General features: G+C 38.0%; 17 protein-coding genes. 8 read left to right on the forward strand and 9 right to left on the reverse strand.

Annotation, left to right across the window (positions count from 1 at the left end; translation table 11 throughout):
- The first annotated feature begins 187 nt into the window (after positions 1-187).
- Together ABJG98_RS06150 and ABJG98_RS06155 are read left to right on the forward strand one after the other, a co-directional pair.
- Positions 188-367, forward strand: coding sequence for a hypothetical protein (locus ABJG98_RS06150; RefSeq protein ID WP_348278610.1), 180 nt, complete (start codon positions 188-190; stop codon positions 365-367).
- A 100-nt stretch (positions 368-467) separates the two neighbouring features.
- Positions 468-1,712, forward strand: a complete 1,245-nt coding sequence (locus ABJG98_RS06155) for a tetratricopeptide repeat protein (RefSeq protein ID WP_348278611.1) — start codon at positions 468-470, stop codon at positions 1,710-1,712.
- Here ABJG98_RS06155 and ABJG98_RS06160 read toward each other — a convergent pair.
- The gene (locus tag ABJG98_RS06160; RefSeq protein ID WP_348278612.1) at positions 1,709-2,122 is read right to left on the reverse strand and encodes a hypothetical protein; all 414 of its coding nucleotides are present in this window, start codon (positions 2,120-2,122) and stop codon (positions 1,709-1,711) included. The genes ABJG98_RS06155 and ABJG98_RS06160 overlap by 4 nt on opposite strands.
- A 255-nt stretch (positions 2,123-2,377) precedes the next feature.
- Positions 2,378-3,385, reverse strand: coding sequence for a zinc-binding dehydrogenase (locus tag ABJG98_RS06165; RefSeq protein ID WP_348278613.1), 1,008 nt, complete (start codon positions 3,383-3,385; stop codon positions 2,378-2,380).
- Between the two features lie 90 nt (positions 3,386-3,475).
- On the opposite strand from ABJG98_RS06165, the gene ABJG98_RS06170 reads away from it, so the two are divergent.
- A complete protein-coding gene (locus ABJG98_RS06170; RefSeq protein ID WP_348278614.1) occupies positions 3,476-4,339 on the forward strand; it encodes an ABC transporter substrate-binding protein in 864 nt (287 codons plus the stop codon).
- Between the two features lie 73 nt (positions 4,340-4,412).
- On the opposite strand, the gene ABJG98_RS06175 is transcribed toward ABJG98_RS06170, so the two are convergent.
- From ABJG98_RS06175 to ABJG98_RS06190, 4 genes are all read right to left on the reverse strand, one after another.
- Entirely contained in the window at positions 4,413-5,150 is a 738-nt protein-coding gene (locus ABJG98_RS06175) for a pentapeptide repeat-containing protein (protein ID WP_348278615.1), read from the reverse strand.
- Between the two features lie 294 nt (positions 5,151-5,444).
- Positions 5,445-6,311: a hypothetical protein gene (locus tag ABJG98_RS06180; protein ID WP_348278616.1), complete on the reverse strand. Its 867-nt coding sequence runs from the start codon at positions 6,309-6,311 to the stop codon at positions 5,445-5,447.
- 584 nt (positions 6,312-6,895) lie between these two features.
- Positions 6,896-9,766 carry a PD-(D/E)XK nuclease family protein gene (locus ABJG98_RS06185; RefSeq protein WP_348278617.1) on the reverse strand — a complete coding sequence of 957 codons (2,871 nt, stop codon included), beginning with the start codon at positions 9,764-9,766 and terminating at the stop codon, positions 6,896-6,898.
- Entirely contained in the window at positions 9,763-12,885 is a 3,123-nt protein-coding gene (locus tag ABJG98_RS06190) for a UvrD-helicase domain-containing protein (RefSeq protein ID WP_348278618.1), read from the reverse strand. Before ABJG98_RS06190 ends, ABJG98_RS06185 begins: the two co-directional genes overlap by 4 nt.
- A gap of 181 nt (positions 12,886-13,066) precedes the next feature.
- Between ABJG98_RS06190 and ABJG98_RS06195 the strand changes: the two genes are divergently transcribed.
- From ABJG98_RS06195 to ABJG98_RS06215, 5 genes are all read left to right on the forward strand, one after another.
- Entirely contained in the window at positions 13,067-13,450 is a 384-nt protein-coding gene (locus ABJG98_RS06195; protein ID WP_348278619.1) for a helix-turn-helix transcriptional regulator, read from the forward strand.
- On the forward strand, positions 13,402-16,089 hold the full coding sequence (locus ABJG98_RS06200) for an FtsX-like permease family protein (RefSeq protein ID WP_348278620.1): 2,688 nt from the start codon (positions 13,402-13,404) through the stop codon (positions 16,087-16,089). Before ABJG98_RS06195 ends, ABJG98_RS06200 begins: the two co-directional genes overlap by 49 nt.
- Positions 16,090-16,171: 82 nt before the next feature.
- Positions 16,172-16,873, forward strand: coding sequence for a CoA transferase subunit A (locus ABJG98_RS06205; RefSeq protein WP_348278621.1), 702 nt, complete (start codon positions 16,172-16,174; stop codon positions 16,871-16,873).
- A 1-nt stretch (position 16,874) separates the two neighbouring features.
- On the forward strand, positions 16,875-17,528 hold the full coding sequence (locus tag ABJG98_RS06210) for a 3-oxoacid CoA-transferase subunit B (protein WP_348278622.1): 654 nt from the start codon (positions 16,875-16,877) through the stop codon (positions 17,526-17,528).
- A 35-nt stretch (positions 17,529-17,563) separates the two neighbouring features.
- On the forward strand, positions 17,564-18,391 hold the full coding sequence (locus ABJG98_RS06215) for a S1-like domain-containing RNA-binding protein (protein WP_348278623.1): 828 nt from the start codon (positions 17,564-17,566) through the stop codon (positions 18,389-18,391).
- A 53-nt stretch (positions 18,392-18,444) separates the two neighbouring features.
- Here ABJG98_RS06215 and ABJG98_RS06220 read toward each other — a convergent pair whose 3' ends face one another.
- The 3 genes from ABJG98_RS06220 to ABJG98_RS06230 form a co-directional block, all read right to left on the reverse strand.
- Positions 18,445-18,927: a hypothetical protein gene (locus tag ABJG98_RS06220; protein ID WP_348278624.1), complete on the reverse strand. Its 483-nt coding sequence runs from the start codon at positions 18,925-18,927 to the stop codon at positions 18,445-18,447.
- Between the two features lie 177 nt (positions 18,928-19,104).
- Positions 19,105-19,317 carry a helix-turn-helix transcriptional regulator gene (locus ABJG98_RS06225; RefSeq protein WP_348278625.1) on the reverse strand — a complete coding sequence of 71 codons (213 nt, stop codon included), beginning with the start codon at positions 19,315-19,317 and terminating at the stop codon, positions 19,105-19,107.
- A gap of 97 nt (positions 19,318-19,414) precedes the next feature.
- The gene (locus tag ABJG98_RS06230) at positions 19,415-20,890 is read right to left on the reverse strand and encodes a 7TM diverse intracellular signaling domain-containing protein (protein WP_348278626.1); all 1,476 of its coding nucleotides are present in this window, start codon (positions 20,888-20,890) and stop codon (positions 19,415-19,417) included.
- Between the last annotated feature and the right edge of the window lie 92 nt (positions 20,891-20,982).

Consider the following 20,982-nt stretch of genomic DNA (forward strand, 5'->3'; position numbering starts at 1 on the left):
TGCTAAGATAAATGAGCAATTTTTAGGATAATAATTTTTAATTAAATAAAATTATTTCTTACACATAACTGTCTTATGCTCAATGTTTTATTGCTACAAAAGTAAAAGAATAAAAAAACATAGTAGTTATGTGTAAAATAAAATTTTTTATCATATATTTGATACACATTAAAAACCAAATTGAGTTATGAAAAGAAAACTATTTACAGCGTTTGTGATTTTAGGATCACTTGCATTCACCGCATGTCAAGAAGACGCAGCTATGGAAGAACTATTACAGGATACTGAACTAAATGCCATTGAAGGCGAAAGCACGACCGATGATGGTGATGATGGTGATGATGACATTCCACCTGAAACAAACTAAACTTTGTGTAGTTTAAGCCGACTTTGAACGAAAGATTCCTAAAAACGCTGAAATTACTCAGCGTTTTTTTTTATACTTGTTGAGCGAACAGTTATTAGGAATGACAAAGCACCTACTGCTTTTTTTCTTTATTTTCAACATATTCTTAGCCAATTCTTCTCCAATTCAGAAAGAAGAATTAGATCAAGTTTATGCTCTCTTCAAAACAGACCTTGATTCTGCTTATAAAGTTTCCTATGAACTTCTCGATGAATGTAGTTTAAATGATGACTACTATGGGTTGGTCAAGCTTAATTATATCCTAGCGTTTTATCATAAAAAAAATGATGACGTAGGCAAATCAGTTCTTCATTATCTTGAAGCAATTCGCTATTCAGAAAAAGCTAATTATGAAGATCACAGGAAGGATGCAATTGCCTTGAGACACAATCTGGGTAATTTATATCGTATTTATAAAGCAAATGATTTGGCAATTACCTATTACAAAGAAGCCATAGAAATTGCTGATTGGACAGATGAAAGAAAAAATATTTTAAAACTTAAGTTTAATCTAGCACTTACCTATATCCAAGCGGACCAAATAGAAGAATCAATTGCATTGTTCAAAGAATTGATTGATGTTTCATCTGAAAGTAGAAAAAACAGAATCTTAAATGAGTTGGGATTGATCTATAAAAACAACGGTGACTATGAGAGTGCAAAGATTTATTTCAACCAACTGCTTGAACTTGACGGTGATCATATTATTTATTCGGCTAAAGCCTTACATAATCTTGGAAAGATTGAATATGAACTTGGTAACCTTAAAAGAGCAGTAGCTTTAACAAGAGAAGCAATAGAACTTAAAGAAGGGATTGATGGTGTAGATCAAAGGAGTTTGCTGATTTCTTACAAATCTTTAGGTGATTATTTATTTATAGAAAAAGATTTTCACAATGCACTTACAGCGTATAAAACTGCTGAAGCATTAATTGAAGCTGTTCAGCATGAATCTTTATCCTTTGAATTATACGGATCATTATCTCAGCTGAATTATGAAATGGGCAATCAAAAAAATGCTCGAGCGTATAGTCATCTATATTCAAAAACTGTAGATAATTATTTGACATCTCAACAAAGTCTCCAAGAAACCGATCGTCAGTTTAACATGGACCTGATCACAAAAAGATATTTGGATGAAGTTGCTAAACAAGAGCAAATTGCGAGCATATTGCTTTATTCCAAAGTAATATCCGGATCATTACTCGCACTTCTCCTATTCACAGTCGGACTCAACTGGTATCAAAAGGTGCAACTACGAAAAAGTATTGTACAAGATTTGATCAAATTGAAAGTTATTGACTAAACTTTCAACTTTAGCTTCTCTTTAAGAACATTCAGCATACCTTCCTGGCGCTCATGCAATAAAATCAATTTGTTCTTTTGTTCTGAAGTCTCTTCCATCATATAATTCACCAGCTCTTCAAGCTCAAGAACTTCGTGCGAATCTGGACGATCTACTCTCATTTTAACAAAAAGTTCTCTAATACGGGCTTGTAGGTTTACATGTGATGGTGCAATCTCCGAAGAAGTGACAATGTCATCATTCCACATTGAACCTTCTCCCTTGATGAGCCATTCTGCATTAAGCTTATCGTATGTCTGTAGAATATTGAGGATTAGATCGAAGCTTGGTTTGCTTCTGCGTCCTTTAATAATATTAAAAATGACCGTAACACTTACATCCAAACTGTCAGAGAAAGACGTAGGGTTCATATCTAAAACCCTAATTAGTTTATAAATACGATCATTTATCATGTGATAAATTTAATAAAAAGTTTGAAAGAGAAAAAAAGAAGGGCCACTTGTTAGTAACCCTTCATCATTAAGAACCAGCTATGGAAAATAGATACTCACTATCTATACTCGAATTTATAAGCTTTTAGCTATCTATCAAAGGATTTTGAATTTTTTTTTATCATTTGATAATATCAAAGAGGTATTGGAGATAATAGGGATAAAATTTAAATATTATAGCTTGATTACAATTTTTCCAACGGAATCTCGCGATTCCATGTAAGTATGCGCATCCGGTAAGTCTGAAAAATCGAAAACTTTTCCAACCACAGGTTTCAGATTATTATCCTTTGTGAAAGCATGCAATTCATCCCAGATACCGGATGTGAGATTTTCGTTTTCCGTTAGATAACCAATATGTGAAGCAAAAACACCTTTGCTTTCAATTGCCATATTCATCATATTAACTTTCGGAGCGTCAATATATGTTTTCACCCAAGAAAAAGGATTCCATATTTTAAAATTCATGCTGGCAAATCCAATAACTACCAAGCGTCCGAACGAGTCTAGGAGTTTCATGCTTTTCTTAAAGACATCTCCTCCTACCGTTTCTAACACGCAATGGACTTTTCCCCCATCTTTTATGATTTCAGAATAAAAATCATTGGTTCTATAATTAATAGGCGTACCGCCAAGCTTTTTTATCAATTCTAGCTTTTCGTCTTTACTGGCTGTACCGTATACCTTGCATTTTAGTGCACTGCCAATCTGAACAGCCGCTGTACCTACACCACCAGCAGCAGCCTGAATAAGTACCCGCTCACCAGCCTCTACTCTACATAATTTTTTTAATGCTACCCAAGCTGTCATAAAGTTGACGAGATATGCCGCATTTTCCTCAGCTGTAAACTCTTTAAATGCAGGAAAGCAAAGGTGTTCAGGTGCACATACGTATTCTGCATATGAACCATACTGCTGACCGACAATTACATGATCACCGACTTTGTATTTTACAGCATCATTGCCCATCTCTATCACTTCACCATAGCATTCCATGCCCATCACATAAGGCTTTTTTGGTGCCCAACTATACTGTCCTTTACGCGAGAGAATCTCTGCGTAATTAATCCCGATAGTTATCACTTTGATTTTCAACTCCTTGCTTTTGGGAGTTGGCTCATGTATATCTTCAACTTTGAGCACCCTGGTTTTACCAGTTTTCCTCAGGCGATATGCTTTCATAGTATTTCTTAAGACGTTTTTAATTCAATTCATTTATCAGACAGCAATTTAATGTCTTAACTTCACCTCATATAATCTTAGCAATCATACATGAGACGTATTCGAATCGGCGGAGTACCAGAGCACTTTAATCTTCCCATTCACCTTGCCGTAGAAAATGGCTGGTTCAATGAAACGGATATTGAGCTAGACTGGACAGATTTTCCTGGTGGATCCGGAGACATGAAAGAAGCACTAAGAAACAATGATGTTGATATGTGTATTCTGCTGACCGAAGGCATTGTAACTGATATCATTAAAGGAAACCCTTCTCGTATTGTAAGTGGTTTTGTGAAAACATCGCTGACCTGGGGGATTCACACTAGCATTGACTACCAAGAAGATCACTCGCAGGTGTTCGATAAAAAAATTGCAATAAGTCGATTTGGTTCTGGCTCACACCTTATGCCAATTGTAAACGCTATGCTGCAGGAGCAATCTATTAGTAAAGATCAGTTTGTAGAGGTTAAAGACATTATTGGTGGCATCAATTCATTAAACACCAATCAAGCCGATATTTTCTACTGGGAAAAGTTTACCACAAAGCCATATCTCGAAGAAGGAAAACTTAAAAAAATTGACGAGTTCATATCTCCTTGGCCGTGCTTTATGATAGCTGCTACTAACCGGTTGATTGATTCCAATCCATTACTTATTAGTGAGACTTTGAAGATCATTCACAAGGCGAACCAAAGTTTCATGGATTTGAACAATGCCCCTGCTTTGGTGTCTGAGAGATTTAATCTAAATATAAAAGATGCTGAACGATGGTATCATTCAACTGAGTGGGTAGTAAATGGATGGGTAAGTAATAAAATGCTGGAAGGCGTTTTGTACTCTCTCAAGGAGGCAAACATTGTAAATAGCACGTCGTCCATTGATGGAATCATCTGGAAGCGTAATGAAAGGAAATAAAAAGCCTCAATCAATTAAATTGAAAGAGGCTTAGTAAAGTCACGAGTTGGTATCGTGTATATATGAAGAGAGATTAATTTCGAGATTCAATTAAGTAGTTGGTGAAGCTTCGTCCGTTGATCTTGGTATATTTCGCATCGATATCATCTTTCACATCTAATCCTGCTATATCAAAATCACCCCTGGCTTTCATGTATTTTATATTCCATGATTCTTCAAAAATGGCATTCCTAAAACTAGCTCCTTCATCGAATTGAGCGTATTTGAATGTGGCGTCATCGTCGAAGTATGTATCCGAAAAATCAGCAGATTCGTCAAATTCGGCATACTTAAAAGTTGATTTTCGCTGGAACTTGGTGCCAGAAAAATTTACTTCCCCATCAAAATCGGAATATTTAAACATTGCGTTTCTTTTAAACTCACAATTTTGAAAGACTACATCTTTATCAAAATCCGCAGTAAACGTATAGCCTGAAGGATCGTCATGGATGTATGCAAGAACATCGTCTTCGAAAGTGCAGTTGACAAATGATACACTCACATCGATGGACTCCTCTACGGTATTACCTCCGCCATTATTCCACCATTTTGCTTTTTTTGGAAGGTCTGGCATCTTCTCAGCCATGTAGGTGAAATCAAGTTCCCCAACGATGGTAGCATTTTCATAAGAGATGTTTTTACCATCTCGAACATCTTCCATGACCTTAGCTGCTGAAACTGTGGTTTGTGCAAAGGCTCTTAGGATAAAGATGCTAAAGAATAGTAGCATCGCGATTCTTAGTTTTGTCGAAAGTGATTCTGAAATTTCCATGTTCGATTTTAATGGGTGTCTGTATTATAGATGCGAGTTTTCTGAAAAAGTTGCATCACACTATAAATACCTCTTAAAAATACAATGGTTACAAGTGATTGGAGATCGGTAGAATTAGTAGCTAAATGGTTGCTATAAAAATCCAAAAGGCGAGGGTTACTCGCCTTTGGGTTGGTGTGGCCTAAATAGCATAAACTATCAGGTCCAATCTAACCTCCTGATGGACTTAGTATGAACTACTAAACCCACTATTAAATTACTATATTTTAATTTGTATTCAAAAAAAATCAAAGACTATTCTTTCTCAGCTAGTGATTTACCCACCTCCTTAATAACGTCATCCAAGTTGGATGCTGAAACCATCAATAACTCCATGAGTTCTTTTGATTTCTTTCTATCATTCTCATCCTGCAAATGCTGAACTGCTCCTAGAATATTTGCCAGCGGTGCTCTAACCAGATGGGAGTTCATAAAAGCATATCGCTTTAATCGTTCATTTCGTTCTTCAATGTCTTGTGTCCGCTCCTTCACAATACTTTCCAGTGAGCCATTCATTGTTTTTAGCTGGCTTATGAGTTCGATCACTTCACGATTTTTGGAACGTAACCTGCTATAAGACCTTCCTAATAGATTGTATAGCAATAAAAAACATACAACCAATGTAAGGGTGAAAAAAGAGGCTGCAAATGAATAAGGAATATATGGAATCGTAGCGGAGTATTCTTTTCCATTTTGTTGGATTCCATAGCTTGAATCTATCCACAGTGTAATCAAAATTATTGCCAGCCAGATGTGAGAAGATCGTACATTTCCAAATATTAGTGCGAGCAACGGTATTGAAGGCATCCAATACATGAAAACATGAAAAGTATTTGGCAGCATGAAAAAACTCACCTGAAACATGATGTAAAGGATTAATAGCTGCGCATGCCCTATAATCTTTGATTTTCCAAAATACTTAACCCAGATAAGTAAAATCAAATTGCATCCGAGAAGCGAAAGTATTAGTGGTAATGATGTGGCTTTTAGGTCGACCAGAATTTCTCCTACGGCCAGGCAACTTATTAAGATAGTGAGCACTAATATTGTAATCAACTGTATTCCCTCTGATTTAGGAACGTTATAATCCCTGAGAATCCAATCTCGTAGTTTCAAATCCATAATCATAGCTGATGGTCTTGTCCAAGATAGAAATAATAGTAGCAAGTGACCAAACAACAATGGTGTTGTATAAAAAATCCCCACTTAAAAGCGGGGATTTAGTGTAGTAAGTATGAAGAGGATTCTTTCTCAAGCATTCAACTTGAGGTTATATCATTATTCAATCTTATAGAAGAACTTCTGCATATGCACGAAATACAAATATGCCGATCATAAGCAGCATCCCTAGTCGGATTTTAATTGAAGAAGATTTCGATATTTCCATGGCGGCTGAATTGTCTTTTTTAGTGTGTTTACAATATAAGGATGTGGATGGCTTACCAAAAGTTGCAGGTTGGTTTAATTAATTCATTTTACCTGGTTTATTATCGTGAAAAAAAGCCTCATCATATTCTGATGAGGCTAAACCACTCTACTAATAAGACTACCTAATTCAACTAACTAAAATTGGTCATCTTAACCATTGCTTTTATCATTCTTTAATGATCATCAATAGATCAAGAAAAATGCCAGTATTTCTTAAAAAATGTTAAAGATTGAGGAAGGGGGAAAAGGTCTCTTGGGCAGAATCCTGAAATTGCCAATTATCGCTCGCAAATTCCCTTAAAATCACAGAAGCTGCACTTTCTAAGATCTTCTGTCTGATTGAAGGGTTCCTCAGCACTAAAAATCTGTTCAAGTAGTTCCTTCATCTTTAGCTCAAACTGCGGCAAAAAGCCTCTCGAATCTGCAATGGGGTTGCCATTTGTCTTTAAACGATAATCAAAATCTGGCTGAAAGAATTGTTTAATATTAAAGAGGCCAGGTACTATGGCATTTTCCTGTCCATGTTTTGACGCATACAACCATGCATAAAAAAAGGTTTGATATCCTGCTTTTCGACCAGCTTGATATTTATAAAAGACTTCTGGATTAAAAATGTTATCAAACTGTCCTATTTCAGTCTCATCCCTACCTGTTTTAAAGTCGAGCACACGAACCACTCCATCCTTCTTATCTACCCGATCAATGTCTGCACCTAGCTTCACTTTAGTGGTTTTTCCATTTGGAAGGATTTCGAAGAACCTCTCGTATTTATCTTCAGCCTCCAGGCTGACTACTTCGAAAGGAACGTATTGCTTATCCATTTCGATCACCTGTTTTACAAACTTTCGAATAATCTCAGCCATGACCACATTGCGATCTTTAAACTCAAAGCGTTTCTTCCCTTTCATCCCAAATTCTTCCTTGAACGCTTTCTCCATAGCACCATCTACTGAGCTTTCCATCCTGAAAAAATCATTCTCATCAATGATTCTGGATCCTTTTTCTCTCATGGTATCCATGTAGAGATATTCTAGCGTTCGGTGAAGTACATTGCCAAAGTGGCGTGCGTTCAGATCATCACTCATTTCATCACCTGAAAAGAGTCTCAGTACATACCTAAAATAAAATTTCAATCGACAGTCCAGATATATATTTAAGGCCGAAGCAGATAGCCTGCGTTGATCCATTTCGGGGACTGTATCTGTATAAATCGATAGCTTTTCTAAAACCTCCTGACTTGTCTCTATGGTAATAGGCCTGATTTCAGAAACCTGAATTGAGTTGCTGAGCTTCTTCCGCTTTACTGATAATCCGCTTTCTAATTCTATCTGCCTGATGAAACGGCTTACTTCACCGCTGAGTCCAAAGTCCGCAAACATGTTGTAGTAGAATGATAGCTTCTCTGAATTCTGAAATAGCCGATAAAATAGATAAGCATAAATAGAATCCTGAGTTTCAAAAGTTGGCAATTCAAAAGCCTTGCGAATTCGATAAGGAATGAATGATCCCGCGCGCTGAGATGCTGGAAAGATGTCTTCATTCATATTAAGCATTAATACATGCTTGAAGTCCAAATTTCTTGTCTCCAAAACCCCCATCACCTGTAGCCCTTCTACCGGCTCTCCCGTAAAAGGAATCTTAACAGAACGAGTGGCTTTTCTGTACAGGCTCTTGAAGGTCTTAATATCAATGATGGCCGTTTGCTTATCCAGGATTTCACCCAGTCGTGAGAGTAGCTGCTGAAAGTGATACAGATACTCTCGCTCCAGTCCAAAACGCTCGACTACCTGATCGCCAAGGACCGTGATGATTTCCTGCAAGTATTTAGCTAAGCTTCCTTGCTCCCCTACTTGCTTAAAGACTGTGTTTAGAACAGTAGATTGAATGCTTTGAATCTCCTGCTGAAATACTCGAATTTGATTTTTCTTCTTAATCTCACTGATAAGTTTATCCAGTGGATTTTTATCCTCTTTGTATAAATATGGATGACTTAAAATGTCTATTACTGGCTTATGATAAAATGAGAGTCCATTTTCTGGTGAGAGATTTGCATGCTCCTGTAGCTCTATTGCTGCCTCTAGTAACCCAAAAAGAGGTGTATCCTTTAGTGGATATCCCATGGTTACATTAAGCTTGTCTACTTTTTCCGGAATTGCATTCAGAATGGGAAAAAGCATGTAATCCTGTGGGAGTACGATCACAATTTCTTCATTCTTCACACCTGCTTTGATGAGCCGGTCAATCTCCTCTCCGATTAGCTTGGCTTGTCCTACTTCGAGCGAAACCCCAGTCACTTCCACTCCTTTTTCTTGAATGATCTTTTGAGGTAATGGAGTTGGAAAACTTACTCCTAAAATTGGATCTTTAGCATACTTCCGAAGAAAACCTCCAGCTTCTTGATTGGTATCATCTATGTAATAGGCATCAATATCCCAAAGAACTTCAGCATTATAACTAGAAACAAAATGCTTAATAAGCAGCTCCTCTGCTGGCGTTAGTGCGTTGAAACCTGCAAATATCAACGGTTTGCTTTCATCACGCTTTATACGTTCCAGATTATCTACCAATTCTCGATAGACATGTGAAGTGTATCCGATCCCCTGCTCTTTAATACGTTCTTTAAAAGTGGTGTATACGGGCATAAGAATCTTCCACGTCTCTACGAACTGTTCTTGAGTTTTAGTGGCTGTTGGTAAAAATTCCTGCCAGAATTTCTTAATGATCTTTTCCTGCTCCTCGTCAAGAAAGTAGAAATCTTCAGCTAACTGACGATCGTCTTTGACGTAGGTAAACAATTGTTTTGGATTTACCAGGTAGTGATCAACTTCTTCAAAGTCCCGAAGCAGCATCTCCCCCCAGAAGTAAAAAGATTCAAATCCTTCGGCTTGTCCATGATGTGATTTGAACGCTTCATACAACTCAAATATCAGCGTAAGTGGATCTGTTTTCTTCGTGGGTGAGAATGTAAAAAGAAAGTCTTCTAAACTAATCGTTGCAGGCGACCATACAGGCTTATTCAATTTCTGAGATAGCTGCTTTTTCAGAAATAGGCCAGCTCTACGGTTTGGAAAAACTACGGTGCAATCTCCTAACCGATCGGGATGATGAGTGAGTAAATGATCTGCTACTGTGGAGAGGAATGTGCTCATACTTCAACTACCTTGCTACTATTTAAATACAGTAAATATCCTTCTGTCCTATAACCCATTTCCATTAACAATCGAGCATATTCTTTGATCTGCAGATTATCTGCAGATTTAGGTCGTCCGCTTTTGAAATCGATAACTGTAGCTGTATCGCCATTAATGACTACCCGATCCATGCGTTTTACATCGCCATCTTTAGGCAGTACAACCACCTCTGTTTTGACCACTCCTTTTCCATTAAACCAAGACTTGACTTTCTCGTCTTCCCACAAATTGTTAATCAAGTTTTCGTATCGCTTACGATCTTCTTTAGTAATCTGCATTGCTCTCTCGTATCGGTCCAGTATATTTTTAGTATCATCTAAGTGAATGATCTCTGAGAGAATCTGATGCAGAAGAATTCCCTCATTTCTACTTTTCTCAACTTCATCGTCGAAGTAGGCTTTTCCGGTTTTTCGTACTTTTAGTTTAGAGCTCCATTTATTGGACGTATAGTTATTGAGCTTAACCATTTCATCGTCAGATTCGCGATGCTTTATGGGTACATTTCCATTAGTATAAGTCTTGGTTTCGTTGTTCCAACCCTCTATTGCTTGATTTTCGAAGAAACTCCAGAGCAGTTTACTCGCTGTACTATGCATCTTTTCCTTCTTGCTTGGTGGAGGATCACAATGTACATAGAGTGCAGTTTCTGCACGAGTAAAAGCCACATAGAGCACATTCAGACTTTCCAGGTGCCACTTCGCAAATTCCTTTTGATAGCTATCTACAAATCTTGTATTTTCCAATTCAGATTTATAATCTACAGGTAAGTTTTCGCCATCTTGGTAAGGTGATTTATACCAGACTGGTTTGGAACGACTATTCATATCGAAGTTGCAAAACGGAACAAATACAATTGGGTATTGTAGACCTTTTGATTTATGTGAAGTGATCACTTCAACAGCATCCAGTGCACCGGTAAGCTGCACCGAACGTTTTTTCCCGTTGTCTTCCCACCACTCCATAAATAGTCTCAAATCGGAACGATTATTTTTAGTGAATTCAAGTACTGCATCCTGAAATGCTTGTAGATAAACAAAATCAGATTCCAAGCTATTCAACTCAAACGTTCGAATCAAAACCTCTACCAACTCCAGAATAGGTAGATGAAGTAAATGTTGCTTGAATTTGGTGAAACTACCTGGCAATCCAGAGTCAGCAAGCTTGGCGAAATCAGCATGATTAGAAAAATCTCTCTGCTTCACTGTCTTCTGATACCGGTAGGTCAGGTCTGCTTTGATACTTATGTCATTTGGATTAATTAGATGATTAAATGCTGATAGTGCTAACTGAACGATTGCTGAATTTTCCAAAAGCATTCCTTCTGCTGATATTACTTCAATTTGGGTGTCATGCGTTCTACGATAATCAAGTACATGACTCACAATATCTGTGGCTTCCTTGTTGGTTCGAACCAAAATAGCCATATCATTCAATCGATGCCCTTGCGCCAATAGTGTTTCCATCGTTTCGATGGTTCGTTCCATGGAGCGCAACTTCCATTCATTCTTTTCCGATTCAAGAAATTCAAGATGCACCAATCCATCAATATCTTTGTTTTTACCTGACACTTCCTGCTCCACGCTTTCATAAGTTTTAAGAATCATTCTTCCCTCGTCAGCTGTAATTGATTCTCCCATTTCGGTCACCATGAGTTCTGGCAGCTTCGAAAAAAGCTGGTTATTGAAATTCACAATATTTCTCGCACTTCGATAGTTGGTGCTCTTTGTTGGATCCACAGATGTTTGCGGAATATCTTTTTCAACTGTATCCAACAGCAAGGTAGGGTCGCCTCCTCTCCATCCATATATCGATTGTTTGGCATCTCCTACGATGCTATTTTGATGTCCATTTGCCAGACTCTCTTCCAAAAGCGGTTTAAAATTATTCCATTGAAACTGTGATGTATCTTGAAATTCATCAATCAAAAAGTGAGAATACCATGTTCCCACCTTTTCATATATAAAAGGGGAGCCTGTATCATCTATAATTTGGGAAAGGAAATCCGGAAGATCTGATATCATAATTACCTCTTCTTCCCTTTTGTAATCCTGAAGCTTCTGCGCGAGATCGGTCATCAAACCCAGTGTATATAGATGCTTCAGAACAGCGTTGGCTGTATAGTAGTCTTGTTTATGCTTATCAATGTAATCAATTGACTCATTCATCAGTGGAATGAGTGAAGTCTCTGAAACCTGCATGATTTGATCTCTGAGCTTACTTGACTTGGATGTCCAGGCTCCTGCATCCAATCTTGCAGCTTCAACCCGTTTGGTCATCAGGCTATCGTATTCTTTTCTTCCAAGTTTTGGAAAAAAACCACCCGGCCCGGAAGCTTTGTAGTTTAGATCATCTAATGACAATCCTGCAACCTGCATTACATTGTCAAACTTTTCAGCTATATCACGGAGATGATCTTCAAATGCTCTTTTTGTTTTTATGAGTTCTAACTTCAGGTTTTTGATCTTCCCCTTTACCTGCTCATCAGTAAATTGTCCTTGAGGCAGTTTTTTAAACTCTTCTTGGAAAAGTTGCTTAGCCAACTTGCTTACCTGTCCCTTGGTCTCATAGCCTTCTCCACCGGATAGACCTTCCATTGAAAATTCTACTAACCAATCACGCAGTTGTTTATTGTTTTCAACACCCTCATAAACATTCGATGTAATAAAATCTGCTACCTTATCTACGTCCAGCTCTATGCCGAAGCTTCCCTGCAAACCAATTTCTCTTGAGAATGATCTAATAACACGGTGAAAAAAGGTGTCAATGGTAGTGATATTAAAATAACCATAGTGATGAAGCAAATGAGTAAGTGCATCGTTAGCTGCTTGAATAATTTGATCTTTAGACCTGTCAAGATCTTTTTCAAAAACATGGATTAGTTCGTGATTCCCTCTGGAAATATCAATCAAGAATTCGAGTACTCGCTCCTTCATTTCTTCCGCTGCTCGATTGGTGAAAGTTACCGCAAGAATCTTCTGATAATAGTCTTTTGAGCGGAGCGCAAGCTTTAAATATTCTTTTGCCAAGGTGTAGGTTTTGCCTGAACCTGCCGATGAGCGATAGATGATAAGAGACATGCTACGAAAATAGCCTTCAAGTCAATTTTCCGTGGGATATTCTAGAAATACTTATCCACATAAAATCAATTTGTTGGCCACCTCGATTCGTTAGGATAGTTTTTTTATCCCAACTTTATTATAATGTTTACGTTTAGCAGTTTTATATTAAATTTACATTTAGAAATTTAACTCTAAGTAAATGAAAGAATATCAGTTAGGTGAATTTGAAGAAATCGTTTTATTGACGGTTGCCATCTTGCATGACGATGCCTATGGTGTTTCTATAAAGGAGGATATTGAAACTCGGCTCAAGCGAACAGTAAGCGTAAGTGCACTCCAGACGGCCTTAAGAAGGATGGAAAAAAAGGGTTATTTAAAATCCGAATTTGGAGAAGCCACAGCTATTCGTGGCGGGAAGAGAAAACGTTACTTTAAGGTAACAAAGACTGGAAAAGCGGCACTCGATTATTCTAAGGAAACCAGAATGAAGCTTTGGTCAGCAATTCCTGATGTATCATTTGAATACTCAAAAGCATGGATAAGCAACGGCCTACTCCCCCTTCCTGGTCTACCAAATTCCTAGCATGGTTTCTCAAAGAGGACTACTATGAGGACGTGCAAGGAGATTTAGAGGAAGAATTTCAACTTAAGGCAAATGGCTCCAGTATCATTCGTGCAAAACGATGGTACGCATGGCAGATTATTCGGCTTTTTAAGCCAAGCATGATTAAAGAATTAGAAGCTCAAAACTCAATTGAAAAGGAAACGACTATGTTTAAAAATTACTTTAAAATCGGACTAAGAAACCTCTGGAAATACAAATCCAGTACGGTCATTAATGTAATAGGCTTATCTACAGGTATAGCCGCTTTTGTGCTTATTGCACTTTTTGTTCAAGATGAAATCAGTTATGATCGCCATCATGAACATGCAAGAGATATTTATCGCGTAACTGTAAAAAATTACACCACAGATGGTGATGTAAGTAGGCAATGGGCTTTTGCGTCGGCTGGGCATGCCTCAAGATTGAAGGAGGACTACTCGGAGATTACTCATGCGACGAGATTCTATGCCTGGGCATTTCCTGATCTCAATTACGGAGATCAGGAGTTTCTTAGTGAACAAGTAGTTTTTTGTGATCCGGATGCTTTAGAAATTTTCAGCTTTGAATTTATCGAAGGAAGTGCTGAAACTGCCTTCCCTGATATCTATTCATTAGTTCTAACCAGATCGAAAGCAGTGAAAATCTTCGGGACAGATTGGCAGGAAAAAGGGATTATTGGGGAAACTGTAACACTATCCAGAGATGGAAATGAAGCACCATTTAAAATCACAGGTGTCATGGAAGACATGCCTGATCAGCAGCATTTTCATTTTGACTACCTAGCTCCTATCCGGTTTGTAGAAATGATTATGGGCGAAGATGTCATCAAAAATGTTGGAGGTAATTACAATTGGCTGACTTACATCAGAACAAGTTCTGGTGCAGACATTCCTAACCTTACCAAGGATGCAAATGATGAGTTCTGGGACAAATACATTGGTCAATTTCAATCCGGTGCTGATGCAAGAGATTTTTACGACTTTGAATTTCAACCATTACTGGACATTCATCTTACTTCTAATCTTGAGGGCGAATATGAGACGAATGGCTCTATTGATCAGGTTTACATTTTCAGTGTAGTTGGTCTTCTTCTTCTTCTTGTAGCCTGTGTCAATTACATGAATATAGCCACTTCTCATTACTCAAGAAGGATGAAAGAAGTGGGTGTTAGAAAAGTAATTGGAGCGTTCAAATCTTCCCTTGTCAAACAATTCTTATCCGAGTCACTCCTAGTAGTAGTTATTTCAGTTCCACTTGCCATAATCTTAATTATTCTAGCCCTCCCATATCTCAATGATTTTGTTGGTAAACAATTGATTTTTAATCCGCTCATTCAAACTGACATCCTTATTGGCCTCATTGTATTAATGATTATGGTGAGTAGCATGGCTGGGCTTTATCCAGCGTTGTTTCTTTCAAAAATCAATCTCGTTCAGGCACTTAAAGGAGAACAGTCTATGAATTCCAGCAAGTGGAATTTTCGTTCTTTTTTAGTGACATTTCAGTATATAGTAACGATTGGACTCATTTTCGCCATAGGCGTAATTGAAAGTCAAATGAGTTTCATTAGAAATTCAGATCCTGGTTTTGATCGAGAGCGGATGGTCAGCTTGTCCTTACCGCGTGGCGATTATAGTAATGAGACCTTTAGAAGTGAGCTACTTAAACATCCGAATATTGAGAAAGCTGCCTTTTCTTCCAGAATTCCAACGGGGAGGCTAGCCGATAATTGGGGTTCAAGATTTTTTAAAGGAGATTCTGCTATTGCAACAAACTTCAGGTTGCCAGTGGTTACCGTAGACAAGCACTTCCTGGACACCTACGGCATAGATGTGTTGGCTGGAGAAAATTTCAGAGATGGTATGGAAACCAATCTGCAACAGGATACTGTAGTGGCGGGCTACTATATCATTAATAAAGCAGCTGCTCAGGCACTGGGTTTCAAGGATCCAAATGAGATAGTAGGTAAGAAGCTTGGGTATGGTCCATCTACCGGACGGATCGTTGGTGTTATGGAAGATTTCCACTTTGAATCTCTATACAGCCCCATTGTTCCTACGCTATTCTTAACGCGAGATCGCTACCGAAGAATAAGCCTTAAGCTGAGACCAGAGAACATCAGAGAGTCGTTAGATCACATCGAAAGCGTTTATGCTCAATTTGATCCAGACACTGACGCAAACTACAGATTTGTAGACGATCTCTTCAATGAACAATATCAACAAGAGGAAAGATTAGGAAGTATGATCAAAGTATTTGCAGCCATTGCCATTCTAATCGGCTGTCTCGGACTTATCGGAATGGTTGGCTTTATCATCGAAACTAAGCTCAAAGAAATAGGAGTCAGAAAAGTATTAGGTGCTTCGTCAGGAAGTATTTGGATGATTATAAGCAACAGATTTCTCATATTGATAGGTATTGCATTTGTCTTAGGCCTACCGCTTGCCTATTGGTTTATGAATGACTGGCTTGAAAATTTTGTTTATCGAACATCAGTTTCTGTTGTTTTGATATTCATGCCTGCGATTGTTGCAGCGATTCTCACCTTGCTCGCCATCGCATATCAGACACTAAAAGCAACGAAGGTCAATCCTGTTGAATGTTTGAAGGATGAATGATTAGAATCATTAGCTTAGGAAAAGCCATTAGCTATTTGCTGATGGCTTTTTTTATTTGTTTCATTCGCAATAACTTCAAACCATGATTGACAAAGTAGTAGCAAACGCGGATGAAGCAATCCGCGGAATTCAAGATAACATGACACTTATGCTTGGTGGATTTGGGCTGTGCGGAATTCCCGAAAACTCCATTGCAGCTTTAGTGAGGGCCAACATAAAAGGCCTGACATGTATTTCCAACAATGCCGGAGTTGATGATTTCGGGCTTGGCTTATTACTTCAGAAAAAACAGATAAAGAAAATGATTTCGTCCTATGTTGGAGAAAATGCCGAGTTCGAGAGGCAAATGCTTAGTGGTGAATTGGAAGTTGACCTAATTCCACAAGGATCTCTTGCGGAACGTTGCAGAGCGGGAGGTGCAGGCATTCCAGCTTTCTTTACTCCAGCAGGCTATGGCACAGAAGTGGCCGAAGGTAAAGAGATGAGAGCGTTTAACGGGAAACCTCATATCCTTGAGTTCGCGCTCACAGCAGATTTTGCGATTGTTAAAGCATGGAAGGGCGATCGTGCAGGCAACCTTGTATTTAAAGGAACGGCAAGAAACTTCAATCCGCCAATGGCTATGGCTGGTCAAATCACCATCGCCGAGGTGGAAGAACTAGTAGAGCCAGGGGAATTAGATCCCAATTTCATTCACACTCCGGGAATTTTTGTGCAGCGGATATTCCAGGGTGAGAAATACGAAAAGCGAATTGAACAGAGAACCATCAAATCATCAAATTAAAATGTTAGATAAAAACGGAATAGCTAAACGAATAGCTCAAGAACTTCGGGATAGATGGTACGTGAACCTTGGAATAGGCATTCCTACATTAGTTGCCAACTATATTCCGGAAGGAATAAGTGTGGAATTTCAATCAGAAAACGGATTACTTGGAATGGGGCCTTTTCCTAGTGAAGATGAAGTAGATGCAGATTTGATTAATGCAGGTAAACAAACAGTAACCACTTTGCCAGGAGCTTCCATCTTCGATTCCTCCACTTCCTTTGCAATGATCAGAGGACAACATGTGCAACTTACAGTACTTGGCGCAATGGAGGTTGCAGACAATGGAGATATTGCCAACTGGAAAATCCCCGGGAAAATGGTAAAAGGCATGGGAGGAGCAATGGATCTGGTCGCTTCCGCTGAGAATATTATAGTTGCAATGATGCACACAAACCGTGCAGGTGAATCTAAACTTCTTTCAGAATGCACACTTCCAATAACAGGTGTGCAATGTGTGAAAAAGGTCGTGACCAATCTGGCAGTTTTAGATATCACCTCTCAAGGATTCAAGCTGCTCGAACGAGCACCGGGTATCTCCGTAGATGAAATAAAAAATGCTACAGCAGGAAGATTGGTAGTGGATGGAGATGTACCAGAAATGAAAATTTAAATTTCACGGAGTTTCATTGACTTAATTTTGTGCACATGAACGTCGGCACATACCATACACTAGAAGTTGATAGACTCACCACTCCTGGTGCTTTCCTTACTGATGGAGAAACGGATGTTTTGCTTCCTACGAAATATATCCCAAGGGGAACCAAAGAGGGCGATCAGCTTAAAGTATTTGTCTATCGAGATTCAGAAGATCGTATCATTTGTACAACACAGACTCCATATGCGCTAGTCAATGAATTTGCCTACCTCAAGGTTAAGGATGCCAGCAATGTAGGTGCTTTTCTAGATTGGGGCATCGATAAAGATTTGCTTGTTCCATTTCGTGAACAAAATAACAAACTAAGGAAGGGACAATGGTGTTTGGTGTATCTCTTTCTTGACGAAAAAACCGATCGATTAGCAGCTACTGCCAAAGTCGTAAAATACTTTAAAAGAGACATTACTGTAGAGGAAGGCCAAGAAGTGGATTTGTTAATAGCCAATACTACAGATCTTGGTGTGAATGTAGTTATTAATAATAGCCACAGAGGATTGATCTATGAAAGTGAACTCTTTCATGACGTGCTTGAAGGAGATCGCATCAAAGGATATATTAAAGCACTGCGCGAAGATGGAAAAATTGATGTGAGTCTGAGGAAAGAGGGACTTGAAAATTTAGAGATAGGTGCTCAGCAAATAATAGACGAGCTAAACAAAAACGATGGTCATCTCCCACTCCATGACAAAAGTGATCCGGATGATATTCAGTCCATGTTGCAAATGAGCAAAAAGAACTTTAAACGCTCTGTTGGGATTCTGTACAAAAAGAAGCTTATCAAGTTGGTAGACGGAGGGATTCAATTGACTGAGAAATGAAAAAACCTACCCAATGACAGGTTTTTTCATTTCTCAATATCGTCAACGGATTTTCAATCTTCAGTCTCGTCTTCATCTAACCCTTGCTCATCCATCAGACCATCATAGATTACTTTATATCTGGCCTTTACATCCACGTCTGATTTTAAAACTTTTTTTAGTTCTTTGTACAGACCTTTACCAATTGTCTCTTTTATTTCAGCTTTTAGAACTGAAATAAAAGAAGACATAATTGAATCATGTTGCATTTTGATCCTATTATATGCGTCGAGTTCAATTAATGTAACTGCTATTTCTTGTAATTTTACTGAATCATCTTCTGCTTGTTTTATTTCTCTATATCTTATAGCATCTAATATTTCATTGTCACGAATCCATCCATTATAAATCTCGGTCATTTTCCCTTTTTCTATTCCTGCCCACACCATCACAGTTGCATATTTGGTAAGATCTTCATCAGTAAACGTGGTTTCTTCTTGCGCCATTGCCATTCCAAAACCAGCGATGAAACACACAATTAATAGTACTTTTTTCATCTTTATTTTAGGGTTATTATTCATTATAAATCGCAAGTATATATCATTGATTTTTACAAAGTCGGCACCCCAAAACATCATTTCGGAATCCATAAAAAAAGCCGACTAAAATGTCGGCTTGTTGGAATATGTAAATTTTAATTCTTGAAACTGATTAAATCAACTCAGCTATAAGTTTTAAGCTACTTGCATAAGTACTCTTGCCCAATCAGCTTGATTCTTTATTTGAAGCTTTATTCTAATATTTTTTCGATAGCCATCATATGTGTGAATACTCATGGCCATTTTATCAGCTATTTCACTCCTTGAGTATCCCGCCCTTAGCCATCTTATCAGTTGAATTTCGCGATTTGTCAATTCATCTTCGATGTTTCTTTGATTAAGATTCATAGGTTTTAGCTTTGGTGTTACCCCTAATTAAAGCCCCCTAATTCAGTATATTGAAGTTTTTGTCGTGAATGACATAATGTCCAACGTGAAATGCAGATTATTTTGCTAGTCGCTCTTCCAAATTAGACTTATAGGTTCTTGAAAGCTTTAACTCTTCACCATCTTTAAGTAGTAAGTAACTTCCATATATGGTACGTACATATTCTAAATTGACGATCGTTGATCGATGAATTTGCACAAACCGTGCAGGTAAGATTTCTAGGATTGCACTAAGGTTGTTTCTATCAACTTCAGGTCTATTCTTATCACTTAAATAAAACTCCAGGTAATGATCATCTGACTGAATGTATCGAATCTTATGTGGGTCGACTACCGCCTTACTTTTTAAAACCACATAGGGTGATTCATCTTCTAGAGACTCTTGTTTAAGTTTATGTACCAGATTTTTTAATTGAACATTTATAATAGTCAGCCTATTCCTTTCCTTAATAATATCCACTAAGATCGTCAACATAGCATAGGAAAGTACCCCGACCTCTATGAAGAAGCCAGCAAATAACGGATCTCCCGGAACCAGAGATCTCTCTATTATCCCATACTCCATTAAAATTTGGCTAAAGACGCCAAGGAAGAATACCGAATACCCAATCAAGAATATACGAGAACTAAAAGCATTGATTCTCATATAATTTTCAGCACTCATATAGGCAAATACGATTATAGAAATTACAATCACATACCTCATTGAGATAAGAACTGGTGCAGCAGAAACCATGAAGGCAGGAAAAATCAACCATACAATAGAGCTAATTACAAACAGAACCAGCAGAAAATTCATAATTTGATTGAAACGAGGCATGGTTTGCTTTGTATCGAAATAGCGTTGGATGTACATGATCAAAAAGATCATAGCTAGTTGTGTCGTGAAAGGAAAGAAGTGGGTGTTTAATTCAGGATCTTCTGAGGTGATAAACTGATAACCATAACCAAGTTTAGCAAAACACCTCAGACCAAATGTGAGGACATAAAGTGAATACCAAATAAAAATGGTCATCCTGAGTTTCAGACCCACTATAATGGATAGTAATACTACTAGCACGAGAAACCCAAAACAGAAGCCATAAAAAATGGTCTCCTGATTGTACATTTTCCAAAAGGAGCTATTTGTGTAGAGCGTTAGTGGGAAACGTGCTGCAGATTTCCGCTTGTCTACATTGAGAAGCAAGATTATACTATCGCCTCTCTCTAATTTCACTGGAAATACAAAGTTTCTGTATTGTACTGGGCGCGTATTAAATTCAAATCTATCACCAGTTTCATAGAGTAAGTAGGCAGAATTTCTTTTTACATCATATAATTGGAGATAGTCTAGCTGAGGATAATCAACTTCAAGATAAAATTCACTTTGTTGAGAGTCATTGAAAATTGGTATTTGAATCCAGTACGCCAAATTGGAAATTCCAGGATTGGTATTCTCAGCAAGCAACTCCAGCTTGCTTTTTTTAATTCCGTTCCAAGCTGATTGTCCATCTAGCGTATCTTTTGTGCTATAAACCTGGACGTGTTTGTTCAAGCGATAGATACTATTATCCTTATCCAGTTTTAATTGAGCACTGCACTGGATGATTAGTAAAAAATAAAAAGCTAGTTGACACAAAAATCTTA

Source organism: Ekhidna sp. (genome assembly GCF_039960695.1).
Lineage (GTDB): Bacteria > Bacteroidota > Bacteroidia > Cytophagales > Cyclobacteriaceae > Ekhidna.